The following is a 19,671-nucleotide window of genomic DNA, read 5'->3' on the forward strand; positions in this document are numbered from 1 at the left end:
AGGATGTTTGATCATACTACTGTCCTTCTTAAAGAAACAGTTGATGGACTAAATATAAAAAAGGACGGTATTTATGTAGACTGTACCCTTGGCGGTGCAGGACACAGTGAGTACTTATTATCCCAGTTATCTCATGCTGGTCATCTTTATTGCTTTGACCAGGATGAAACGGCAATTGAACATGCAAGAAAAAAATTGAAGCCTTATGATGGACAGGTTACCTTTATCCAGTCAAATTTCAGGCATTTGAAAAGTGAATTAAACGACCTTGGTGTGGAAAAAGTTGATGGCATTTTATATGACCTTGGCGTTTCATCACCACAGCTTGATACACCTGAAAGAGGGTTTAGTTATCACCACGACGCACCGCTTGATATGAGAATGGATCAATCGGCTGAATTGTCGGCAAGAGAAGTTGTAAATGAATGGGCATATGAAGATCTGGTCAGAATCTTTTTCAGATATGGGGAAGAAAAATTTTCAAAGCAGATTGCCCGGAAAATTGAAGCAGCAAGAGAAAAAAATCCGATTGAAACGACTGCTGAACTTGTGGAGCTGATCAAAGACGGAATTCCGGCGCCCGCAAGAAGAAAAGGTGGTCATCCTGCAAAGCGTATTTTTCAGGCAATCCGGATTGCTGTAAACGATGAACTTGGTGTAATTGAGGAATCTATAGAGCAGGCAATTGACATGCTGAAGCCTGGGGGAAGGATCAGCGTCATTACATTTCATTCTTTAGAAGACAGAATTTGCAAGACGATGTTTAAAGAAGCTTCTAAAGGCCCGGAATTGCCACCGGGGATGCCGGTTATTCCTGAAGGATATGAACCAGTATTAAAGCTCGTTACGAGAAAGCCGATTACAGCAAGTGAAGAAGAATTAGAACATAATAACAGATCACGCTCTGCTAAGCTTAGAATTGCGGAGAAAAACAAATAAAAATAGATAAATGTGAAATGGGGGAAATAGAATGATGAACACTGCAAGGAAGGTCGAGCATAAGCCGTCCATTCAAGCCGCGCCTAAAAAAGTACTGAGAAAGAGATCTTCTGCATTTACGCTAGGTGAAAAAGTTATCGCTGCTGTATTTGCTGCATTTGTTTGCTTTGCGAGTCTTCATATTATTACAGCACAGGCTGAGATCTACAGTACGAACAAAGAAATTCAACAGTTGGAATCGACTGTACTGGCCCAGGAAAATGTTAATAACGATCTGACGATTCAGGTAAGCCAGATGAGTACATACGAGCGTGTATGGGAAAAGGCAAAAGAACTTGGACTCACGCTAAATGATTCAAATGTTAAGGTTGTGCAGCAGCCATGAGGAAATTGAAAAAGAATTGGGGAGCCTACCTGCTGTTTACAGTATTTAGCGCTCTCTTTTTTTTATTAATCACAAGGTTTTTGACGTTGCAGATCACAGGCGAAGCAGAAGGAAGAGACTTAGCTGCCCAGGCGCAGGCACAGTATGCAAGAAGTCAGATCCTCGAAGCTGAAAGAGGCAAGATTCTTGATCGGAACGGAGAAGTCATTGCTGAAGACACACAGACCTATAAAATAGTTGCCGTTTTGGATGAGAATCTGACAACGAATGAAGAAAGCCCGAGACACGTGCTTGATCCTGAGGATACGGCTTCAACGCTTGCACAGTATCTTGACCTAAGCGAAGCTGAAATTCTGGATATTTTAACGCAGGAACGGAAACAGGTTGAATTCGGATCAGAAGGTAAGGATATTCCGCTTGAAATTAAACAGCAGATTGAAGATGCTGAACTGCCGGGCATCTTTTTCCTCCAGGATTTGAAGCGGTTTTATCCAAATGGCATTTTTTCTTCACACCTGATCGGTTACGCACAGCCTGAAGAAAATGAAGATGGCATTGTAAAAACAGTTGGTCAGATGGGTGTGGAAAGAAACCTGAATCAGTATCTTGAAGGTCAGAATGGCAAGCTTTCATTTGAAACGGATGCAAGAGGTTTTCTGCTTCCGGGTGGAGAAGAAGCGATTCAAAAAGCTCAGGATGGTCACAATGTATATCTGACGATCGATAAAAAAATCCAGACATTTCTTGAAGATGCACTGAGCCAGGTGTCAGATGAGTATAACCCGGAGAAAATGTTTGGTGTGGTGGCAGATGCCAAAACAGGTGAAATTCTCGCAATGAGCCAACGCCCTACATTCGATCCTGATACAAGGGTCGGGTTAAGTGATAACTGGTATAACCAGATTGTTGAGAGTACTTTCGAGCCAGGCTCTACATTTAAAACATTTTCACTTGCAGCTGCTGTGGAAGAAGGAGTTTTTAATCCGAATGCGACTTACCAGTCAGGGTCATATGACGTGCTTGGACAAAAAATTAACGATCATAACGTCAGCGGCTGGGGAACCATCAGTTACTTAGAAGGTGTACAGCGTTCATCAAATACTGCATTTGCAAAGCTGCTTGAGCAGATGGGTGACGATGTATATAAAAATTACCTGAATGAGTTCGGCTTTGGGCAGCCTACTGAGATCGATTTACCAAATGAGGCTCCGGGTAATATTCTATATAATTATCCGATCGAAAAAGTAACGACGATCTTCGGACAGGGAACTACGGTTACACCTCTGCAGATGATTCAGGCTGAAACTGCAATTGCAGGTGATGGGAAGATGAAAAGGCCTTATGTCCTGTCTAAAGTTGTAAATCCTGAAACAGGGGAAGCTGTATATGAAGGTGAAGCAGAAGTCAGCGGACAGCCGATTTCAGCTGATACTGCGGCTAAAGTAAGAGAGTATCTTGCGTCAACTGTCACGAGTGAAGTCGGAACGGGACAGCCGTTTAGTATACCGGGTTATGAAGTGTCTGGGAAATCGGGTACTGCACAGATTCCTGATCCGGAAACTGGCCGATATATGACAGGAAGATCTAATTATCTCTTCTCATTTATCGGTATGGCGCCTGCTGATGACCCGGAACTCATCGTTTATATCGGAATCCAGCAGCCTGATCTGCCGGAAGATGAAATCAGTTCAATTCCGGTTTCCAAGGTATTTAATCCTGTTATGTTAAACAGTCTGAAGTACCGGAATATCCAGCCTGTTGAAGCACCTATGAAAGAAAGTGTAGTGGTTGAAGATTATACCGGACAATCTGTTGCTGCTGTAAAAGAACAGCTCGAAGATAAAGGGCTGAAGATTGAAGTGCTTGGTAAAGGTGAGACGATCCGGGATCAGTCTACAAAAAACAATGAATTAATTGCAGGTGAAAGAATGATTCTGGTTGCTGATGGAGAGCTGACGATTCCTGATTTCACCGGCTGGTCCTACCGGGATGTCGTTCGTGCGGCTGCTGCCGCAGACCTAGAGTTGAACGCGACAGGAACTGGTTTCGCTGTTTCTCAGAATCTGACCGCTGACACAGTCATCAACGCAGATCAGCCATTAACTGTTAAATTTGAAACACCTGAAGAAACCAGAAACAGATTAAGTCAGCCGGAAGAAGATAGCGAGCTTCCGCAGGACTAAAACAAAAAGCCTTTTCTGATGATTGATCAGAAAAGGCTTTTTGCATACGTTTATACTTACTGCATACGATGAATTATATAGGCTAAAGACAGGAGGAGCAGTGTGCAGCATTTTTCTGAGAGGCTGTTGAAAAAAAGGCTAGTCATTGTATTTTTTTTATTTCTGCTGATCTTGTTCATCGTAGTGATCAGACTTTTTTATGTTCAGGTAGTTGCCCATGAGCAGCTTTATGAAAAAGCGATTGAAAGCTGGACAAGGGAATTGCCGCTTGAACCTAAAAGGGGAACGATCTATGACCGTAACGGTAAGCCGATTGTTTCAAATGAATCAGCGCCAAGTCTTTTTATTATTCCAAAACAAATTGAAGACAGGGATCATACCGCCACTCAGTTAAGTGACATTTTAAAAGTGTCTCAGGAAAAAGCTAAAGAGTTTGTGTCCAGGAAAGGGTCTATTGAAAAACTTCATCCTGAAGGAAGAAAGCTTAATTTTGAACAGGTTCGTGCCCTTGAGGAAGCAGCACTGCCGGGTGTGTATATAGCTGACGATTATAAGCGATCTTATCCTCAGGGCAGGATGCTATCTCATGTGCTTGGATTCATCGGGGTGGATAATAGAGGATTATCCGGTCTAGAATTGCTGTATGATGAGCAGCTATATGGTGTTAAGGGAGCAGAGGGATTATTTACGGATGCCAAAGGTAAAGAGATGGATCAGGGGTCGTACCATAAAGAACCAACTCATGGAATGGATCTGCATTTAACCATTGACCTGGATGTGCAGAATGTACTTGAACGGGAGCTGACGAATGCACAGGAAAAATATGATGCAGATCAGATTCTGGCGATCGCAATGAGCCCTAAAACCGGTGAAATTCTCGGTATGGCCTCAAGACCTGACTTTGACCCGTCTCATTATCAGAAGTTTTCTCCGGATATTTATAATCGGGTACTGCCGATCTGGAGAACGTATGAACCTGGCTCAACATTTAAAATTATCACGCTGGCTGCTGCTCTTGAAGAAGGTCTGGTTGATCTGGAGAAAGAAAGCTTTTACGACAGCGGGCATGTTGAAGTAGGTGGTGTTCACCTTCACTGCTGGCAGCGGGAAGGACACGGCAGTCAGACATTTCTTGAGGTTGTCCAGAACTCATGTAACCCGGGGTTCATTGAACTTGGCAACAGACTCGGTAAAGACAGGCTTTTATCTTATATACATGATTTTGGATTTGGACAAAAAACAGGAATTGATTTAACCGGTGAAGCGAGCGGGATCTTATTCAAGCCTGAAAATATGGGGCCCGTGGAACAGGCAACAACTGCTTTTGGTCAAGGTGTTTCAGTAACACCAATCCAGCAGGCTGCAGCGGTTTCTGCGGTCATCAATGGAGGTACACTGCCAACACCTGTCATCACTAAAAAGTGGACTGATCCAATATCAGGGGAGACTTTACAGGAAATACCCGTAAAAATGAAGAAAAAAGTAATCTCAGAAGATGTGTCAGCAGAAATGAGGGAAGCGCTTGAATCCGTTGTGGCACAGGGAACCGGACGCGGGGCTTTTGTAGAAGGCTACAGAGTAGGAGGAAAAACAGGGACCGCGCAAAAAGTGGAAAATGGCCAATACATGAAAGACAGCTATATTGTTTCCTTTATCGGCTTTGCACCAAGTGATGATCCGGAAATCCTTGTTTATCTTGCAGTTGATCATCCCAAAAATACTATACAATTTGGTGGAGTAGTCGCCGCGCCAATAGTCGGGAACATCATTGAAGAATCTTTAAATGTATTGGGCGTGGAAAAAAGGAAAGATCAGATTGAAAAAGAAGTCAGGTGGACAGATCCTCCGGAAATAAAAGTACCGGATTTAATAGGAAAGACGAAAAGCGAATTATTAGATATGCATCTACACGTAAACCTTGAAATTAAAGGAGAAGGAAAAAAAGTGATCAGGCAGTCACCAGAAGCCGGTACTGTAATTCCAGAAGGGGAGACACTTCGAATATTTATTGGTCAATAGCATTCTTTCGACCTATCAGGTAAGATAACAATATAAGAAATGTTCGAGGAGTTGGGTTTATGAGACTTTCAGATCTGACAGGCTGCCTACCTTTTTATGAGATAAAAGGCCCTGAATCAGACCCTGAGATCCTGAAGGTATGCCATCATCATCAGGATGTGGAGCCTGGATCACTTTTTGCTGCTATTAAAGGTGAAAAAGCTGATGGCAGGTTTTATATTGAAAAAGCAATTGAAAAAGGTGCGGCAGCTATTTTATCTGACACTGAACATCACCTGAATGTTCCGGTGGTCATCGTAAAGCATCCAAGGCACGCGCTGGCCTACATTGCGAATCAGTTTTATGATTATCCCAGTTTTGATCTGAATGTGATCGGTGTAACTGGTACGAACGGCAAAACAACAGTAACACATATGGTTCAGGCGATTTTAGAGGCAAGTGAAACAAAAACCGGGATTATCGGCACGCTGTATGTAAAACAGGGGAATGTGGTGAAAAAAGCGGAAAATACAACACCTGACAGTCTGCTGCTTCAACAGACATTAGCGGAATTCAGGTCTGAAGGAGTGGAGGTAGCTATCCTTGAAGCGTCTTCACATGGGCTATCTCAGGGGAGGATGTTTGGCTGTGATGTTGATATTGCCATTTTTACAAATCTGACGCAGGATCATCTTGACTATCATGAAACAATGGAACATTATAAGTGGTCAAAAACGCTTTTGTTTTCACAGCTTGGACATTCCCATGTGAATAATGCACCAAAATTTGCTGTATTAAACCATGATGATCCGTTTACAGAAGAAATTACAGCCGCAACCTCTGCGCATATTATCACATATGGCTTAACGGCAGAATCGGATATTTACGCTGAAAATCTGATTCAATCTAAAGAAACGACATCTTTTACACTTTGTACACCATCTGGAAAAGCGGATATTCAACTGAATTTTGCAGGTTTATTTAATGTATATAATGCACTGGCATCAGCAGCCGCTGCTTTTGTGAAGAGGATACCAATAGAAATCATTGTTAAAGGGCTTGAGAGCATCATAGGCGTTCCGGGACGCTTTGAGATCGTCAAACATGACAGCCCATTTACTGTTATTGTCGATTATGCACATACACCTGATAGTTTAAAGAACATACTGAGTGCTGCACGGAAAATGAACCCCCGTAAGCTGATTACTGTTATTGGGTGTGGGGGTGACAGGGATAGAGCAAAAAGACCTGTTATGGCGAGAATCGCCTGCGAACAAGCTGATCACGCAATCTTTACATCAGACAATCCGAGAACTGAGGATCCAAAGAAGATCCTGAGAGATATGGAAAAAGGCGTTCACGGAAGAGCCTACAAAACAATTGAAGACAGACGTGAAGCAATTAAATATGCAATTGCCAAAGCGTCAGAAGGAGATATCATTATTATAGCGGGTAAGGGTCATGAAAAATTCCAGCTGATTAAAAACGATAAAATTCCATTTGATGATAAATCGGTGGCAGAGGATTTTTTAAATAAATTTCAGCTCGAAGATGTGTAACTGTAGTGTGCAACAAATATTAAAGAGTCTGTGACATAATATGTCACAGACTCTTTTTCATTTATGCACAGATCATCCTGCGCTGAAATTAAATTGTAAAAAACTTTAGCGCTATAATCATTGCAATTATGGTAAAATGAGAGATTGTCAGCATACAACATTAAAAGTACAATAAACTGGAATGATTTGTTAGGAGGAAGCAGGATGTCAGTATTAGCTGTAGTGTTAGCAGCGATATTTGGATTTGGAATCTCAGCAGCGGCAGCACCGCTATTTATTCCTTATTTAAGAAGATTAAAGTTTGGACAAAGTATCAGGGAAGAAGGTCCTCAGTCCCACCAGAAAAAATCAGGGACACCAACGATGGGCGGTCTGATCATTTTAAGTGCGATCACATTTGCGACTGTTATCGTCAGTGCGATTTATGGCGTGCTCTCTGTCACCACACTATTATTACTAATGGTCACAATTACTTTTGGGGTTCTCGGATTTTTAGATGATTTCATCAAAGTGGTTAAAAAGAGAAACCTCGGATTGACTTCAAAGCAAAAGCTGCTAGGTCAGATTGTGATTGCAATTATATTTTATATTATTTTCAGTGCAAATGATTTTTCATCCATTATTTCTATTCCTTTTACTTCAATTGAATTGAACCTCGGAATTGTTTATGTGGCGTTTGTTATTTTCTGGCTGGTTGGATTCTCTAATGCTGTTAACTTAACGGACGGACTTGATGGTCTTGTATCAGGTACAGCAGTCATTGCTTTTGGTGCATTCGCACTGATCGCCTGGCAGCAGGACCAGCTGGCGCTTGCAATATTCTGTATGGCAGCTGTAGGCGCATTGCTTGGATTCCTGTTATTTAATGCGCACCCTGCAAAAGTCTTTATGGGTGATACCGGTTCTCTTGCACTTGGTGGCGCAATCGGTACAGTATCATTATTGGCTAAACAGGAAGTATTGCTATTGTTAATTGGAATTGTCTTTGTACTTGAAACATTATCTGTCATGATACAGGTAACTTCTTTTAAAACTACTGGAAAACGAGTGTTCAAAATGAGCCCGCTTCATCACCACTTTGAATTGACTGGCTGGTCAGAATGGAAAGTAGTTACTGTCTTCTGGACAGTTGGTCTTGCTGCGGGGATATTGGGCGTTCTGATAGGAGTGTACGGCTGATGATTGATTATAAAGGATATCAAAATAAAAAAGTGTTAGTAGTCGGACTTGCCAAAAGTGGGGTCGCTGCATCATTGCTACTTCACAGACTTGGCGCTTTTGTTACTGTGAATGACTGGAAGCCTCTATCTGAGAACAAGGATGCTCAGCAGCTGCTGGATCAGGGGATTAAAGTGATCTGCGGGAGTCACCCGGTTGAACTGCTTGATGAAGGGTTTGAACTGATCGTAAAAAACCCTGGTATTCCATATTCCAACCCTCTTATTAAAGGGGCGATTGCCAAGGGGCTTCCTGTTCTGACTGAAGTAGAGCTTGCTTACAATATCAGTGAAGCGGCTATCATTGGTGTAACCGGAACAAACGGTAAAACAACAACAACTACTTTGATCCATGAAATGATTTCAAAAGACAATAAGAAATCTTATGCGGCAGGTAACATTGGTACTGTGGCAAGTGAAGTCGCTCAGATTGCAAAACCTGATGAAGCAATGGTTGTTGAATTATCATCATTCCAGCTGATGGGCATCAGACAATTTGCACCTTCCATTTCAATCATCACAAACATATATGATGCGCACCTTGATTATCATTCTTCTAAAGAGGAGTATGTTGAGGCTAAAGCAGCTATTACAAGAAATCAGACAGCTGATGATTATTTAATCGTGAATGCTGATCAGGAAGAGCTGATGGCTGCAGTCGATCATACAAAAGCTCAAGTTGTTCCATTCTCTACTAAGAGATTTTTGCAAGATGGCATTTCAAGTGATGGTGAAAAGATTTATATGAATGGGGAAGCAGTCGTTTCATTAAAAGATATTGTTCTTCCCGGCAGACATAACCTGGAGAATATTATGGCAGCAATTGGTGCAGCCAGGCTGTATGGTGTCGCTGATGAAAGTATAAGAAAAGTGCTGGCAGAATTCTCCGGGGTGAAGCACCGTACTCAGTTTGTAAGGGAATGGAAAGATATTAAGTTCTATAATGATTCAAAAGCAACTAACATCCTTGCTACTCAAAGTGCACTCGATGCATTTGATTCGCCCACAATTCTTTTATGTGGAGGTCTGGACAGAGGAAACAGCTTTGATGAATTAGCCGGATCCATGTCACATGTGAAAACGGCCGTCGTTTTTGGTGAAACTGCAAATAAAATGGCAGAGACAGCTAAAAGCGCAGGTGTTAGCAACGTCATTCATGTATTAGATATTAATGAAGCAGTTATTGCAGCAGCAGAGGTTGCAGAACGTGGAGATGTTGTGCTGCTGTCACCTGCATGTGCAAGCTGGGATCAGTATCCAACATTTGAAGTTCGCGGAGACATATTTATTGAAGCGGTGAATAAGCTGAAGTAAATACGTTGAAGGGACGAGTTGCATGGATCGTCTACTCTTTATTTTCGTACTGATCTGTTCAGTATTTGGTGTTTTGTTAATCGATAGCGCAAGCAGTGTATGGGCATTAGACCGTTTCGGTAATGCCCATTTTTTTTCGGCAAGACAGGCTGTTTATTTAGCTGCAGGACTCGTTGTCATGCTGATTGTATCAAAGGTTGATTATCTTTTTTGGTATAGACATGCCAAATCTATTTATTTTGTTACGGTCATTTTGCTTGTGATTGTTTTAATTCCGGGTATCGGTCTTGAAAGAAACGGATCGCAAAGCTGGATCGGTGTCGGGCCTTTGTCAATCCAGCCTGCTGAACTGGCAAAGGCTGGTGTCCTGATGCTGACCGCAGGATTGATCAGCAGGCAAAGCAAAAAACTTTCAATTAAACAGACTGTATTTCTGATGCTTGTCGTTTTATTCCCCTTTGGCATTATTATGCTTCAGCCTGATTTGGGAACAGGGACGGTGTTAGCTGGAAGTGGTTTATCTTTGTTATTCTTAGCTGGTGTAAGTATCCGGTTTTTTTTATGTTTGTTCGGGGCCGGAATGGCAGGGTTTGCGGGTCTGGTTATTGCTGCACCATATAGAATGCAGAGGATCTATTCTTTTATAGACCCTTGGCAGGATCCGCTCGGGGCAGGGTTTCAGATTATCCAGTCACTGTATGCGGCAGGTCCTGGCGGGCTTTTTGGTGCAGGTTTCTTTGAGAGCAGGCAAAAGCATTTTTATCTGCCTGAACCTCAAAATGATTTTATATTTGCCATTGCTGCTGAGGAGCTGGGGCTTGCAGGGAGCATTCTGATCGTTTGTTTATTTTCAGCTGTCATCTGGCGCGGGATACTGATTGCCATCCATGCACCGGACAGCTTCAGTAAACTGCTCGCAGGAGGGATTACCATCTCGCTTGGCCTGCAGGCTGTCATGAATATTTCAGTTGTGATCGGACTGATTCCTGTAACCGGTATTACACTGCCATTTTTCAGCTATGGCGGGTCTTCCCTGATGGTTGTACTGAGTATGAGCGGAATATTACTGAATATTAGCAGGCATACAGGAAAGTAGGTATTTTACATTTTCATGACGATCAACAAGTTTCTGTATGTTCTAAGCGTACAATAGTGTAGTATTAAGGTAGATTTATAAAGAGTAATGTGATTGCGGGTAACCGCATGACAGGAGTGAAATGAATGAATCGCAAGCCGGTTGTCTCACTTGAAGACAGAGTGCCGCAATTAAGACAGCGCCGGCGTAAAAGAGCAAACAGGCGCTTAGTTGGAGTGGTATTGCTATTCGTCTTCATGATTATTATTGTCCTGTACTTTCAATCACCTTACAGTAAAGTGCAGAACATTCAAATAACAGGTAATAGCGGGATCTCTAAAGATCAGGCAGTACAATTGAGTGGTATTTCAACCGGAGATCCGTATTGGACATTAAATACTGAAGAAGCTGAAAACAGACTGAAAGATAATAAGATGATTAAAGATGCGGAAATTAAAAGGGATTTGCCTTTAAATGTAGAAGTGATCATTGAAGAATTTGACAAAGTAGCACTCAGCAGGGAAGGGCAGCTTTATAGAGCTGTATATGAAAATGGCTTTATTGGTGAACCGCTGCCTGTGCAGGATATTGATTTCAGTGCGCCGGTACTGAATGGCTTTCAGCAGGGACAAATCGTAAATGATCTTGCATCCGCTCTGTCAGACCTTCCGGGAAATGTATTAAACTCCATTTCTGAAGTGCATTATTCTCCATCTGAAGTTGACTCCAATAGAATCATAATATATATGAACGACGGTTTTGAAGTTCATGCAGTCATTCCCACACTTGTTGAAAAAATGACTCATTATCCTTCAATTGTGAGTCAGCTGGATCCTGAAGTCAGAGGGATCATTGATCTGGAAGTTGGTTCTTATTTCCGTGCTTATAATGCGGGTGAAGCTGCGGAAGGGAATACAGATGATGCGCTTGAAGAGCAGATTGAAGAAGCTGCTGAAGGATTACCTGATAACGATGTCCCAACCATTGAGGAAAACTCAGAGGGGTAAATCCTGTTAAAGTATGAATTTGTCAGTCATATCGGTCATTTATTACTTTTCTGAGTATCTCAATTGGTGTAGACTATACCTATTGAGGTTTCAAAGGTGAAACTTGTAAAAAAGCTTTTATAAATAGCAGATAAAATGAACATTTAAATGATTAAAATGAATGGGAACAAGGTTCGAAGGAGGTGCCACACGTGAGCAATAACGAATATTATGTCAGTCTTGACATAGGATCATCTTCTGTGAAAGTAGTCATTGCAGAATTGGTCCATGATTCAGTTAATATTATTGGGGTCGGAAACGTAAAATCCGAGGGAATCCGTAAAGGATCAATTGTAGATATTGATGAAACCGTACAGTCAATCCAAAAAGCAGTCGATCAGGCTGAACGGATGACGGGTCTTTCAATACATAACGTAATTGTCGGAATACCAGCAAACCATGTAGCCCTGCAGCCATGCCATGGAGTAGTGGCAGTTTCTACAGATGATAAAGAAATCCGTGACGAGGACATCGCGCGTGTACTGGATGCAGCGCAGGTTATGCCAATGTCACCGGACAGAGAATTAATTAACGTCGTACCACGTCAGTTTATCGTGGATGGACTTGATGAAATTAAAGACCCACGCGGGATGATCGGCGTGAGACTTGAACTTGAAGGTACTGTTGTAACAGGCTCAAAAACGATGCTTCATAACATTTTACGCTGTGTGGAAAAGGCAGGTCTTGAAGTCGCAGACATTTTCCTGCAGCCATTAGCTGCAGGTACAATTGCACTGTCAAAAGATGAACAGGATCTCGGCACTGCTATCATTGATATCGGTGGAGGATCTACCAGTATTGCAGTATTTGAACATGGTCACCTGATCGCAGCATCTACAGTGCCTGCGGGTGGTGAACATATCACAAAAGATCTTTCAATCGGGCTAAGAACGACAACGGATGATGCTGAAAAGATCAAGCGCAAACATGGCCATGCGTTTTATGACTATGCATCAGAAGATGAAGTATTCAGTGTACCGATTATTGGAAGTGACCAGCATCAGCAATTTAATCAGCTGGAAATCTCTGATATTATAGAAGTTCGAATGGAAGAAATGTTTGAACTGGTATTGAATGAACTAAAGAGGCTTAACATCCATGATTTGCCTGGCGGATTTGTTCTGACTGGCGGATCAGCTGCGATGCCTGGTGTGCTGGAACTTGGACAGGCAGTATTGCAAAACCAGGTTCGTGTAGCTGTACCGGATTATATCGGGGTAAGAGAACCTCAATATACAACAGCAGTAGGATTAATTAAATATGCATATAAACATGCCAAACTTCAGGGGCAGGCTGATAAGCAGCCTTCAGCTTCAGAGTATGATCAGCATGAATATGCTCAGAAAAAACCTAGAAACACTGAATCAGGTACAAAGCAGCAAAAGCCAAAGCAGAAAAATGAAGAGGGAAGATTTAAAAAACTGTTTGGATACTTCTTTGAATAAGGGGATCCGGAAAGTAATTTGAATTAGGAGGATTTGCGATGTTAGATTTCGATACGAATGTTGATTCCCTGGCAACGATTAAAGTCATCGGTGTAGGCGGCGGCGGAAACAATGCTGTTAACCGTATGATCGAGCACGGTGTGCAGGGAGTAGAATTTATAGCAGTAAATACAGACGCACAGGCACTGAATCTTTCAAAAGCTGAAATTAAAATGCAGATCGGTGGTAAACTTACGCGCGGTCTTGGTGCAGGTGCAAATCCTGAAGTCGGTAAAAAAGCAGCTGAAGAAAGCCGCGAACAGATTGAAGAAGCAATCAAAGGCGCAGACATGGTATTCGTTACAGCAGGTATGGGTGGCGGAACCGGAACAGGTGCTGCACCTGTCATTGCCCAGATTGCCAGAGAACTTGGAAGTCTGACAGTCGGAGTTGTAACACGTCCATTTACATTTGAAGGACGTAAGCGTGCAACGCAGGCAGCAGGCGGAATCAGTTCGATGAAAGAAGCGGTAGATACACTGATCGTTATTCCAAATGACAGACTTCTTGAAATTGTAGATAAGAGCACTCCAATGCTTGAAGCATTCCGTGAAGCGGATAATGTACTGCGTCAGGGTGTTCAGGGTATCTCTGACTTAATCGCCGTACCTGGACTGATCAACCTCGACTTCGCAGATGTGAAGACAATTATGTCTAACAAAGGTTCTGCATTAATGGGTATTGGTATTGCTTCAGGCGAGAACCGTGCTTCAGAGGCTGCTAAAAAAGCAATCTCAAGTCCATTACTTGAGACGTCAATTGACGGGGCACAAGGTGTGCTGATGAACATTACCGGCGGAACGAACTTAAGCCTGTATGAAGTTCAGGAAGCTGCTGATATTGTTGCGAGTGCTTCTGACCAGGAAGTAAATATGATTTTCGGGTCAGTGATTGATGAAGATCTGAAAGATGAAATTCTGGTTACAGTGATTGCAACAGGGTTTAACGAACAGCTGAACCAGGCGAAGCCTGCACGTCCGCAAATGGGGGGTCAGGTAAGACAGCAGCCTCAGCCACCTAAGCGTGAAAGAGAAAGAGAGCCTGTGCGTGAGCAGCATCACCGTGAGCGCGAAGAAGCGCCTCAGACAGAACAGCGCAACCAGCAGCCTGTCGAAGATACACTTGATATACCGACCTTCCTGCGCAACCGTAACAGACGCAGAGGATAATTGATTTTAAAGAACCTGAGACAATTTGTCCCAGGTTCTTTTTTTTGTGGCTTGATGGCGTAATTTATCCAACGATTTATTAAAACTGCTATAGAAATTGACAAGTTTCGTTCTTGGTTGTTTGTAGAATGTGGTTATTGGGAGGACGGGATGAATGACATTGTATTTCGAGTATTTACTGCTTGTAAATATTTGTGGGGGACTGCTTGTATTGTTCGCTGTCAGCAGATGTCTGAAGACCGGAATTAATATCCGTCTGGCGAGTGGCATATTAATGCTCTATACGTTGACGGAAAGTCTTGTAGTAACTTATCATCCTCAATTGTCAGGTTTTTTAGCCGCAATGTCTGTTCTTGTGATCAGTAAATATACTGTTAAAAGACAAATGGTATTACATGCAGCACTTATTTTATTATTTATTTTTTCTTCAGGCTCCATGACGCTTTATACAGTTAGTTTACTGAATTTTCAGGTATTTTATCTATGTGTGATTTTATTATTTATTTTTTTGATTGGTCATCTGATCTTTTCAATTAAGGCTGTTGACTGGATCAGTTTTTCATCTGTACAAGCTTCTTTTATCTGTGAGGTTAAGCTTAAGCAGGGGCAAGCAATTTGGGTTGGAAAAGGGTACCTTGATTCAGGCAATGCACTTTCTGCCCCTTTTAGCGGTAAGCCTGTGATGTTTGCTGATGCCAATGTCTCCTCAGAATTGTTACCTGAGGAAGTAGTTGCCTATCTGAATGGCATTTCAGAATGTCCCGATCAGTGGAAAGAGAGAATTTCGTTTATCCCTTCAAAATCAGTACATTCAGCATGTGAAATTCTGCTTGGAGTTGAATGTGAAAAAGTAGAAGTTACGTCAAACGGAAAGACATTTGTATTTGAAAACATCCCGGTGGTGTTCAGCAAAGAACAATATTATGTAGAGCAGTCGTGTCATTGTCTGTTGAGTCCTATGCAAATGCTGCAATGCTATCAAAAATAAGGAGTGCTGTGAATTGAATTTACTGGATGCGAAAAAGAAAGTTCAATTATGGCTTGTACAGGTTGCCGGCAAAATAAAAGCGAAAGAAATTCATTATATTGGAGGTAGTGAAGCACTCCCATCTCCGCTTGAAAGGCCTGAAGAAGCCAAAGTGTTGGCAAGGCTGGCGCAAGGAGACGAGCAGGCGAGATCTTTATTGATCGAAAGAAACCTCAGACTTGTTGTCTATATATCGAGAAAATTTGAGAATACCGGTATTAATTTAGAAGATCTGATCAGTATAGGTACGATCGGACTGATTAAGGCAATTAATACATTTAACATTGAGAAGAATATTAAACTTGCCACTTATGCATCCAGATGTATCGAAAATGAAATTCTTATGTACCTGAGAAGAACAAGTAAATTAAGATCTGAAGTATCATTTGATGAGCCGCTTAACACGGATTGGGATGGAAATGAGCTTTTGTTGTCTGATGTGATGGGGACAGAAAACGATCTAATCGTCAAAGGAATCGAAGAGAAGATGGATCGGGTTCTTCTTTATCAGGCATTAAATATTTTAGATGAAAAAGAATCATTTATTATAGAATCAAGGTTCGGATTGAATGGCAGAAAAGAGCATACCCAAAAAGATGTAGCAGATATGATGGGAATCTCCCAGTCCTACATATCAAGACTGGAAAAACGGATTATAAAAAGGCTGCAAAGAGAAGTAGCAAAACTGGTTTAAAAGCCATTCTTTTCCTGCAGTGTTTGCCCGCATATTTTTTACCAGCAGGGACATACTGAACGAGAACAATTACTCCCGACTGGAGGAAAATCTCATGTCCCGGAAAGTTGAAATTTGCGGTGTCGATACGTCTTCACTTCCAATTTATAAAAACGAAGAAATGAGAGCTTATTTCTCTGCTTTTCAAAGCGGTGATCGTGATGCGAGAGAAAAACTTGTTTACGGCAACCTGAGACTTGTACTGAGTGTGATTCAGCGCTTTAGTCACAGGAGCGAGAATCCTGATGATCTGTTTCAGGTGGGCTGTATCGGCCTGTTAAAATCAATTGATAATTTTGACCTGAGCCAGAATGTGCGCTTTTCAACTTATGCTGTTCCGATGATTATCGGAGAGATCAGAAGGCATCTGAGAGATAACAACCCGATTAGAGTATCAAGATCGCTTCGAGACATTGCTTATAAATCTTTAAAAGCGAAAGAAGAACTCATATCTGAAACTTCAAAGGAACCTACAATTAGTGAAATTGCTAAGCGCGCTGATATCCCTGAAGAAGATATTGTTTTTGCACTTGATGCGATTCAGGAACCGGTATCGTTATTTGAACCGGTTTATCAGGATGGAGGAGACCCGGTCTATGTTATGGACCAGGTAAAGGATAACCGCGTCAGCGATGATCGCTGGATTGAGGAGCTGTCAATCAGAGAAGGGATGCTTGATCTTGAAGAAAGAGAACGTCTGATTGTTAAAAATCGCTTTTTTAATGGTAAGACGCAAATGGAGGTCGCTGAAGAGATCGGAATCTCCCAGGCACAAGTCTCCCGTCTTGAAAAGGGAGCAATTAAGCAGATGAATAAATACTTTTCTTAAAGTGAAAGTATATCAATTTTCAAATACTGCTTTAGTAAAACTAAGCGGAGAGATTGAAGAACCTGAGACTATATTGTCACAGGTTCTTTTTCATTGCATCGTAAAACATGCCTCCTTGCATAGAATAGTGTAAGGGGGAGATAATGATGAGAATTTCAGATCTTCAATCTAAAGATGTGGTCTCGATTACAGATGGAAAGAAGCTTGGCCTGATTGCAGATATCGATTTAAACGTGTATACAGGGATGATTGATTCGTTTGTGCTGCAGTCCTCCGGAGGCTGGTTCAACCGTGGTGAAGAAGTCAGAATCAAATGGAAGGATGTTGCAAAGATCGGTAATGATGTAATTCTGGTGAAAAATATTGATAAAGCTGACGGGCTAATCAATTAAAGAGATTTTCGCAGTTTTATGATACACTTTTAGAGAATCTCTGTGTGCACAGAAAGGTTTTGATCTTAATGAACATCGACCAGACAAATACATTTCTGGAATCATCTAATTGGAAAAAACAATTTCCGGATTTGACTGCGATCTTTACTACAAAGAACGGCGGAGTCAGCAAAGGGGAATTTTCAACATTAAATACCGGTTTGCATGTAAATGATATAGGTCAAGATGTAATCAATAATCGTAATATTGTAGCCAAAAACAGCGGTTGGGAATTAAAAAAATGGATTTATGCAGACCAGGTGCATGGCACCCGTGTGGTTCAGGTAACATCACGTCATGCAGGAATGGGTATAGAATCATATGATGGAGCCGTTAAAGCTGCAGACGGCCTCTGGACATTTGACCGGGGGATCGGTTTATCTCTCGGATTTGCAGATTGTGTTCCAATCTATTTTGCTGAGCCGGAAACCGGATATGCCGGTGTGGCTCATGCAGGATGGAAAGGTTCAGTCGGCAATATTGCAGGCGAAATGATCAGACAGGCTGCTGACGCGGGAGTCTGTGCAGATAAAGTACATGTAATGATTGGACCATCAATAGGCGACTGCTGCTATCAGGTTGACCAGCGGGTGATTGATCAGATCCCTTTACATGTCTCAAAGGATCTTGTCTGTGAAGTGCTTGGACAAGGGCAATTCAGATTGAATTTGCAGGAACTTAACAGGCAGCTGCTGATCGCAGCCGGTGTAAAAGAGCAGAACATTGAAGTAAGTGGAATGTGTACAGCCTGTTTTGATGATTTATTCTTTTCACATAGAAGAGACCAGGGGAAAACAGGCCGGATGTCTGCAGTCATTGGATGGAGGGAATTGTAAGTGAAGGTATCTGAGAAGCTAGATTTAATTAATAAAGAAATCTATTCAGCCTGTGAACGGGCAGGAAGACAGGCTGATTCAGTGAAAATTGTAGCTGTAACGAAATACGTCAGTAATGAGCGTACACAGGAAGCTGTTGATGCAGGGCTCATTCATCTTGGTGAAAACCGCCCTGAAGGCTTCAGTGAGAAAAGTGAGGCTGTATCCGGAAATGTGAAATGGCACTATATCGGTTCTCTCCAGTCAAGAAAAGTGAAAAACGTCATTAATGAAATTGACTTTCTGCATTCGCTGGACAGACTGTCACTGGCAAAAGAAATTCAAAAGCGTGCTGAACATAAAATCGATTGTTTTCTGCAGGTAAATGTGTCAGGAGAAGAACAAAAACATGGACTTTCTCCAGAAAATGCAGGACAATTTGTCGAAGAACTCGCAAACTATGATAAAATAAATGTAATTGGATTAATGACAATGGCGCCGCTGACTGAAGATGAAGAGGTGATCCGCAGCTGTTTCAAACAGCTGGCAGTGCTGAGAGACTCAATTGCTGCAAAAAACCTGCAGCATGCACCCTGCACTGAGCTGTCAATGGGAATGTCAAATGACTTCACCATTGCCATTGAAGAAGGAGCTACCTACATAAGAATCGGATCTTCGCTCGTCGGAGAATAAAGGAGGAAATCCGTTTTATGGGGATGAAAACGAAATTCAAAGATTTTTTCTTTGGTGAAGAAGAGGAATACATGGAAGAAGTATCTGAAGAAACACCTGAGGAAGTAAGAAGCGTCAGAAAGCCTGCGCAAAAGCATAATGTAGTCAGTCTCCAAAGCGTTCAGCAGTCGTCTAAAATGGTATTAATGGAACCAAGAATGTATGCTGAGGCGCAGGAAATTGCAGATCATCTGAAAAGCCACCGTGCAGTTGTAGTGAATCTGCAGAGAATCAGCAAGGATCAGGCAAAACGGATCGTGGATTTCCTTAGCGGAACTGTATATGCAATTGGCGGAGATATTCAGCGTGTGGGTACAGATATCTTTTTATGTACACCTGATAATATAGAGGTCAGCGGAAATATTACTGACCTGATTCAAGAAGATTAAAATGATGGGTGGTTAAAAGCAGCATGCAAAGTGTTTTAGGTTTAGTCTTTTCAGTGTTGGATACATTATTAACTTTTTTCAGTTTTGCACTGATTATTTATATCCTTCTTTCCTGGTTTCCTAATGCCAGAGAAAGCAGCTTCGGACAGATTCTTGCAAAAATTTGTGAGCCTTATCTGGAGCCCTTCAGAAAAATCATACCGCCTCTTGGGATGATCGATATCTCACCACTTGTTGCAATTATTGCACTTAACCTTGCGAGGTCAGGGCTGCAGCAATTATACTTTATGATTACTTAAAGCACTAACCCGGTGGCAATCACCGGGTTTTCTTTTATAAAAGGATG

At 41.9% G+C, this 19,671-nt stretch carries 19 protein-coding genes; all 19 read left to right on the forward strand.

Going from position 1 to position 19,671, the window contains the following annotated elements; genetic code table 11:
* Window positions 1–3: 3 nt before the first annotated feature.
* Window positions 4–939: a 16S rRNA (cytosine(1402)-N(4))-methyltransferase RsmH gene (gene rsmH / locus LG330_RS08365; protein WP_404409011.1), complete on the forward strand. Its 936-nt coding sequence runs from the start codon at window positions 4–6 to the stop codon at window positions 937–939.
* A 31-nt stretch (window positions 940–970) separates the two neighbouring features.
* Window positions 971–1,324 (forward strand): cell division protein FtsL, encoded by a 354-nt coding sequence (ftsL, locus tag LG330_RS08370; protein ID WP_404409013.1) that lies wholly within the window; start codon window positions 971–973, stop codon window positions 1,322–1,324.
* A complete protein-coding gene (locus LG330_RS08375) occupies window positions 1,321–3,507 on the forward strand; it encodes a penicillin-binding transpeptidase domain-containing protein (protein WP_404409015.1) in 2,187 nt (728 codons plus the stop codon). Before ftsL ends, LG330_RS08375 begins: the two co-directional genes overlap by 4 nt.
* 102 nt (window positions 3,508–3,609) lie before the next feature.
* A complete protein-coding gene (locus tag LG330_RS08380; protein WP_404409017.1) occupies window positions 3,610–5,526 on the forward strand; it encodes a stage V sporulation protein D in 1,917 nt (638 codons plus the stop codon).
* 59 nt (window positions 5,527–5,585) lie between these two features.
* Window positions 5,586–7,064, forward strand: a complete 1,479-nt coding sequence (locus tag LG330_RS08385; RefSeq protein WP_404409019.1) for a UDP-N-acetylmuramoyl-L-alanyl-D-glutamate--2,6-diaminopimelate ligase — start codon at window positions 5,586–5,588, stop codon at window positions 7,062–7,064.
* Window positions 7,065–7,268: 204 nt separating this feature from the next.
* Window positions 7,269–8,243, forward strand: a complete 975-nt coding sequence (gene mraY, locus LG330_RS08390) for a phospho-N-acetylmuramoyl-pentapeptide-transferase (protein WP_404409021.1) — start codon at window positions 7,269–7,271, stop codon at window positions 8,241–8,243.
* Window positions 8,243–9,595, forward strand: a complete 1,353-nt coding sequence (murD, locus tag LG330_RS08395) for a UDP-N-acetylmuramoyl-L-alanine--D-glutamate ligase (RefSeq protein WP_404409023.1) — start codon at window positions 8,243–8,245, stop codon at window positions 9,593–9,595. Before mraY ends, murD begins: the two co-directional genes overlap by 1 nt.
* Window positions 9,596–9,617: 22 nt before the next feature.
* Window positions 9,618–10,691, forward strand: a complete 1,074-nt coding sequence (gene ftsW, locus LG330_RS08400; protein WP_404409025.1) for a putative lipid II flippase FtsW — start codon at window positions 9,618–9,620, stop codon at window positions 10,689–10,691.
* A gap of 125 nt (window positions 10,692–10,816) precedes the next feature.
* The gene (locus LG330_RS08405) at window positions 10,817–11,677 is read left to right on the forward strand and encodes a cell division protein FtsQ/DivIB (RefSeq protein ID WP_404409027.1); all 861 of its coding nucleotides are present in this window, start codon (window positions 10,817–10,819) and stop codon (window positions 11,675–11,677) included.
* Window positions 11,678–11,868: 191 nt separating this feature from the next.
* The gene (gene ftsA, locus LG330_RS08410; protein ID WP_404409029.1) at window positions 11,869–13,161 is read left to right on the forward strand and encodes a cell division protein FtsA; all 1,293 of its coding nucleotides are present in this window, start codon (window positions 11,869–11,871) and stop codon (window positions 13,159–13,161) included.
* 38 nt (window positions 13,162–13,199) lie between these two features.
* Window positions 13,200–14,369, forward strand: coding sequence for a cell division protein FtsZ (ftsZ, locus tag LG330_RS08415; RefSeq protein WP_404409030.1), 1,170 nt, complete (start codon window positions 13,200–13,202; stop codon window positions 14,367–14,369).
* 154 nt (window positions 14,370–14,523) lie between these two features.
* Entirely contained in the window at window positions 14,524–15,357 is an 834-nt protein-coding gene (locus LG330_RS08420; RefSeq protein WP_404409032.1) for a sigma-E processing peptidase SpoIIGA, read from the forward strand.
* A gap of 22 nt (window positions 15,358–15,379) precedes the next feature.
* Window positions 15,380–16,090 carry an RNA polymerase sporulation sigma factor SigE gene (gene sigE / locus LG330_RS08425; protein ID WP_404409541.1) on the forward strand — a complete coding sequence of 237 codons (711 nt, stop codon included), beginning with the start codon at window positions 15,380–15,382 and terminating at the stop codon, window positions 16,088–16,090.
* Window positions 16,091–16,184: 94 nt separating this feature from the next.
* Window positions 16,185–16,958 carry an RNA polymerase sporulation sigma factor SigG gene (gene sigG, locus LG330_RS08430; RefSeq protein ID WP_404409033.1) on the forward strand — a complete coding sequence of 258 codons (774 nt, stop codon included), beginning with the start codon at window positions 16,185–16,187 and terminating at the stop codon, window positions 16,956–16,958.
* Between the two features lie 146 nt (window positions 16,959–17,104).
* Window positions 17,105–17,350 (forward strand): YlmC/YmxH family sporulation protein, encoded by a 246-nt coding sequence (locus LG330_RS08435; protein ID WP_322420595.1) that lies wholly within the window; start codon window positions 17,105–17,107, stop codon window positions 17,348–17,350.
* Window positions 17,351–17,418: 68 nt separating this feature from the next.
* Complete coding sequence (gene pgeF, locus LG330_RS08440; RefSeq protein WP_404409035.1) at window positions 17,419–18,225, forward strand: peptidoglycan editing factor PgeF; 807 nt, start codon at window positions 17,419–17,421, stop codon at window positions 18,223–18,225.
* Window positions 18,226–18,897, forward strand: a complete 672-nt coding sequence (locus tag LG330_RS08445) for a YggS family pyridoxal phosphate-dependent enzyme (RefSeq protein WP_404409036.1) — start codon at window positions 18,226–18,228, stop codon at window positions 18,895–18,897.
* A 71-nt stretch (window positions 18,898–18,968) separates the two neighbouring features.
* A complete protein-coding gene (locus tag LG330_RS08450; protein ID WP_404409543.1) occupies window positions 18,969–19,325 on the forward strand; it encodes a cell division protein SepF in 357 nt (118 codons plus the stop codon).
* Between the two features lie 23 nt (window positions 19,326–19,348).
* Window positions 19,349–19,624 (forward strand): YggT family protein, encoded by a 276-nt coding sequence (locus tag LG330_RS08455; protein WP_404409038.1) that lies wholly within the window; start codon window positions 19,349–19,351, stop codon window positions 19,622–19,624.
* The last annotated feature ends 47 nt before the right edge of the window (window positions 19,625–19,671 follow it).

The organism is Jeotgalibacillus malaysiensis (genome assembly GCF_044789845.1).
GTDB lineage: Bacteria > Bacillota > Bacilli > Bacillales > Jeotgalibacillaceae > Jeotgalibacillus > Jeotgalibacillus malaysiensis_A.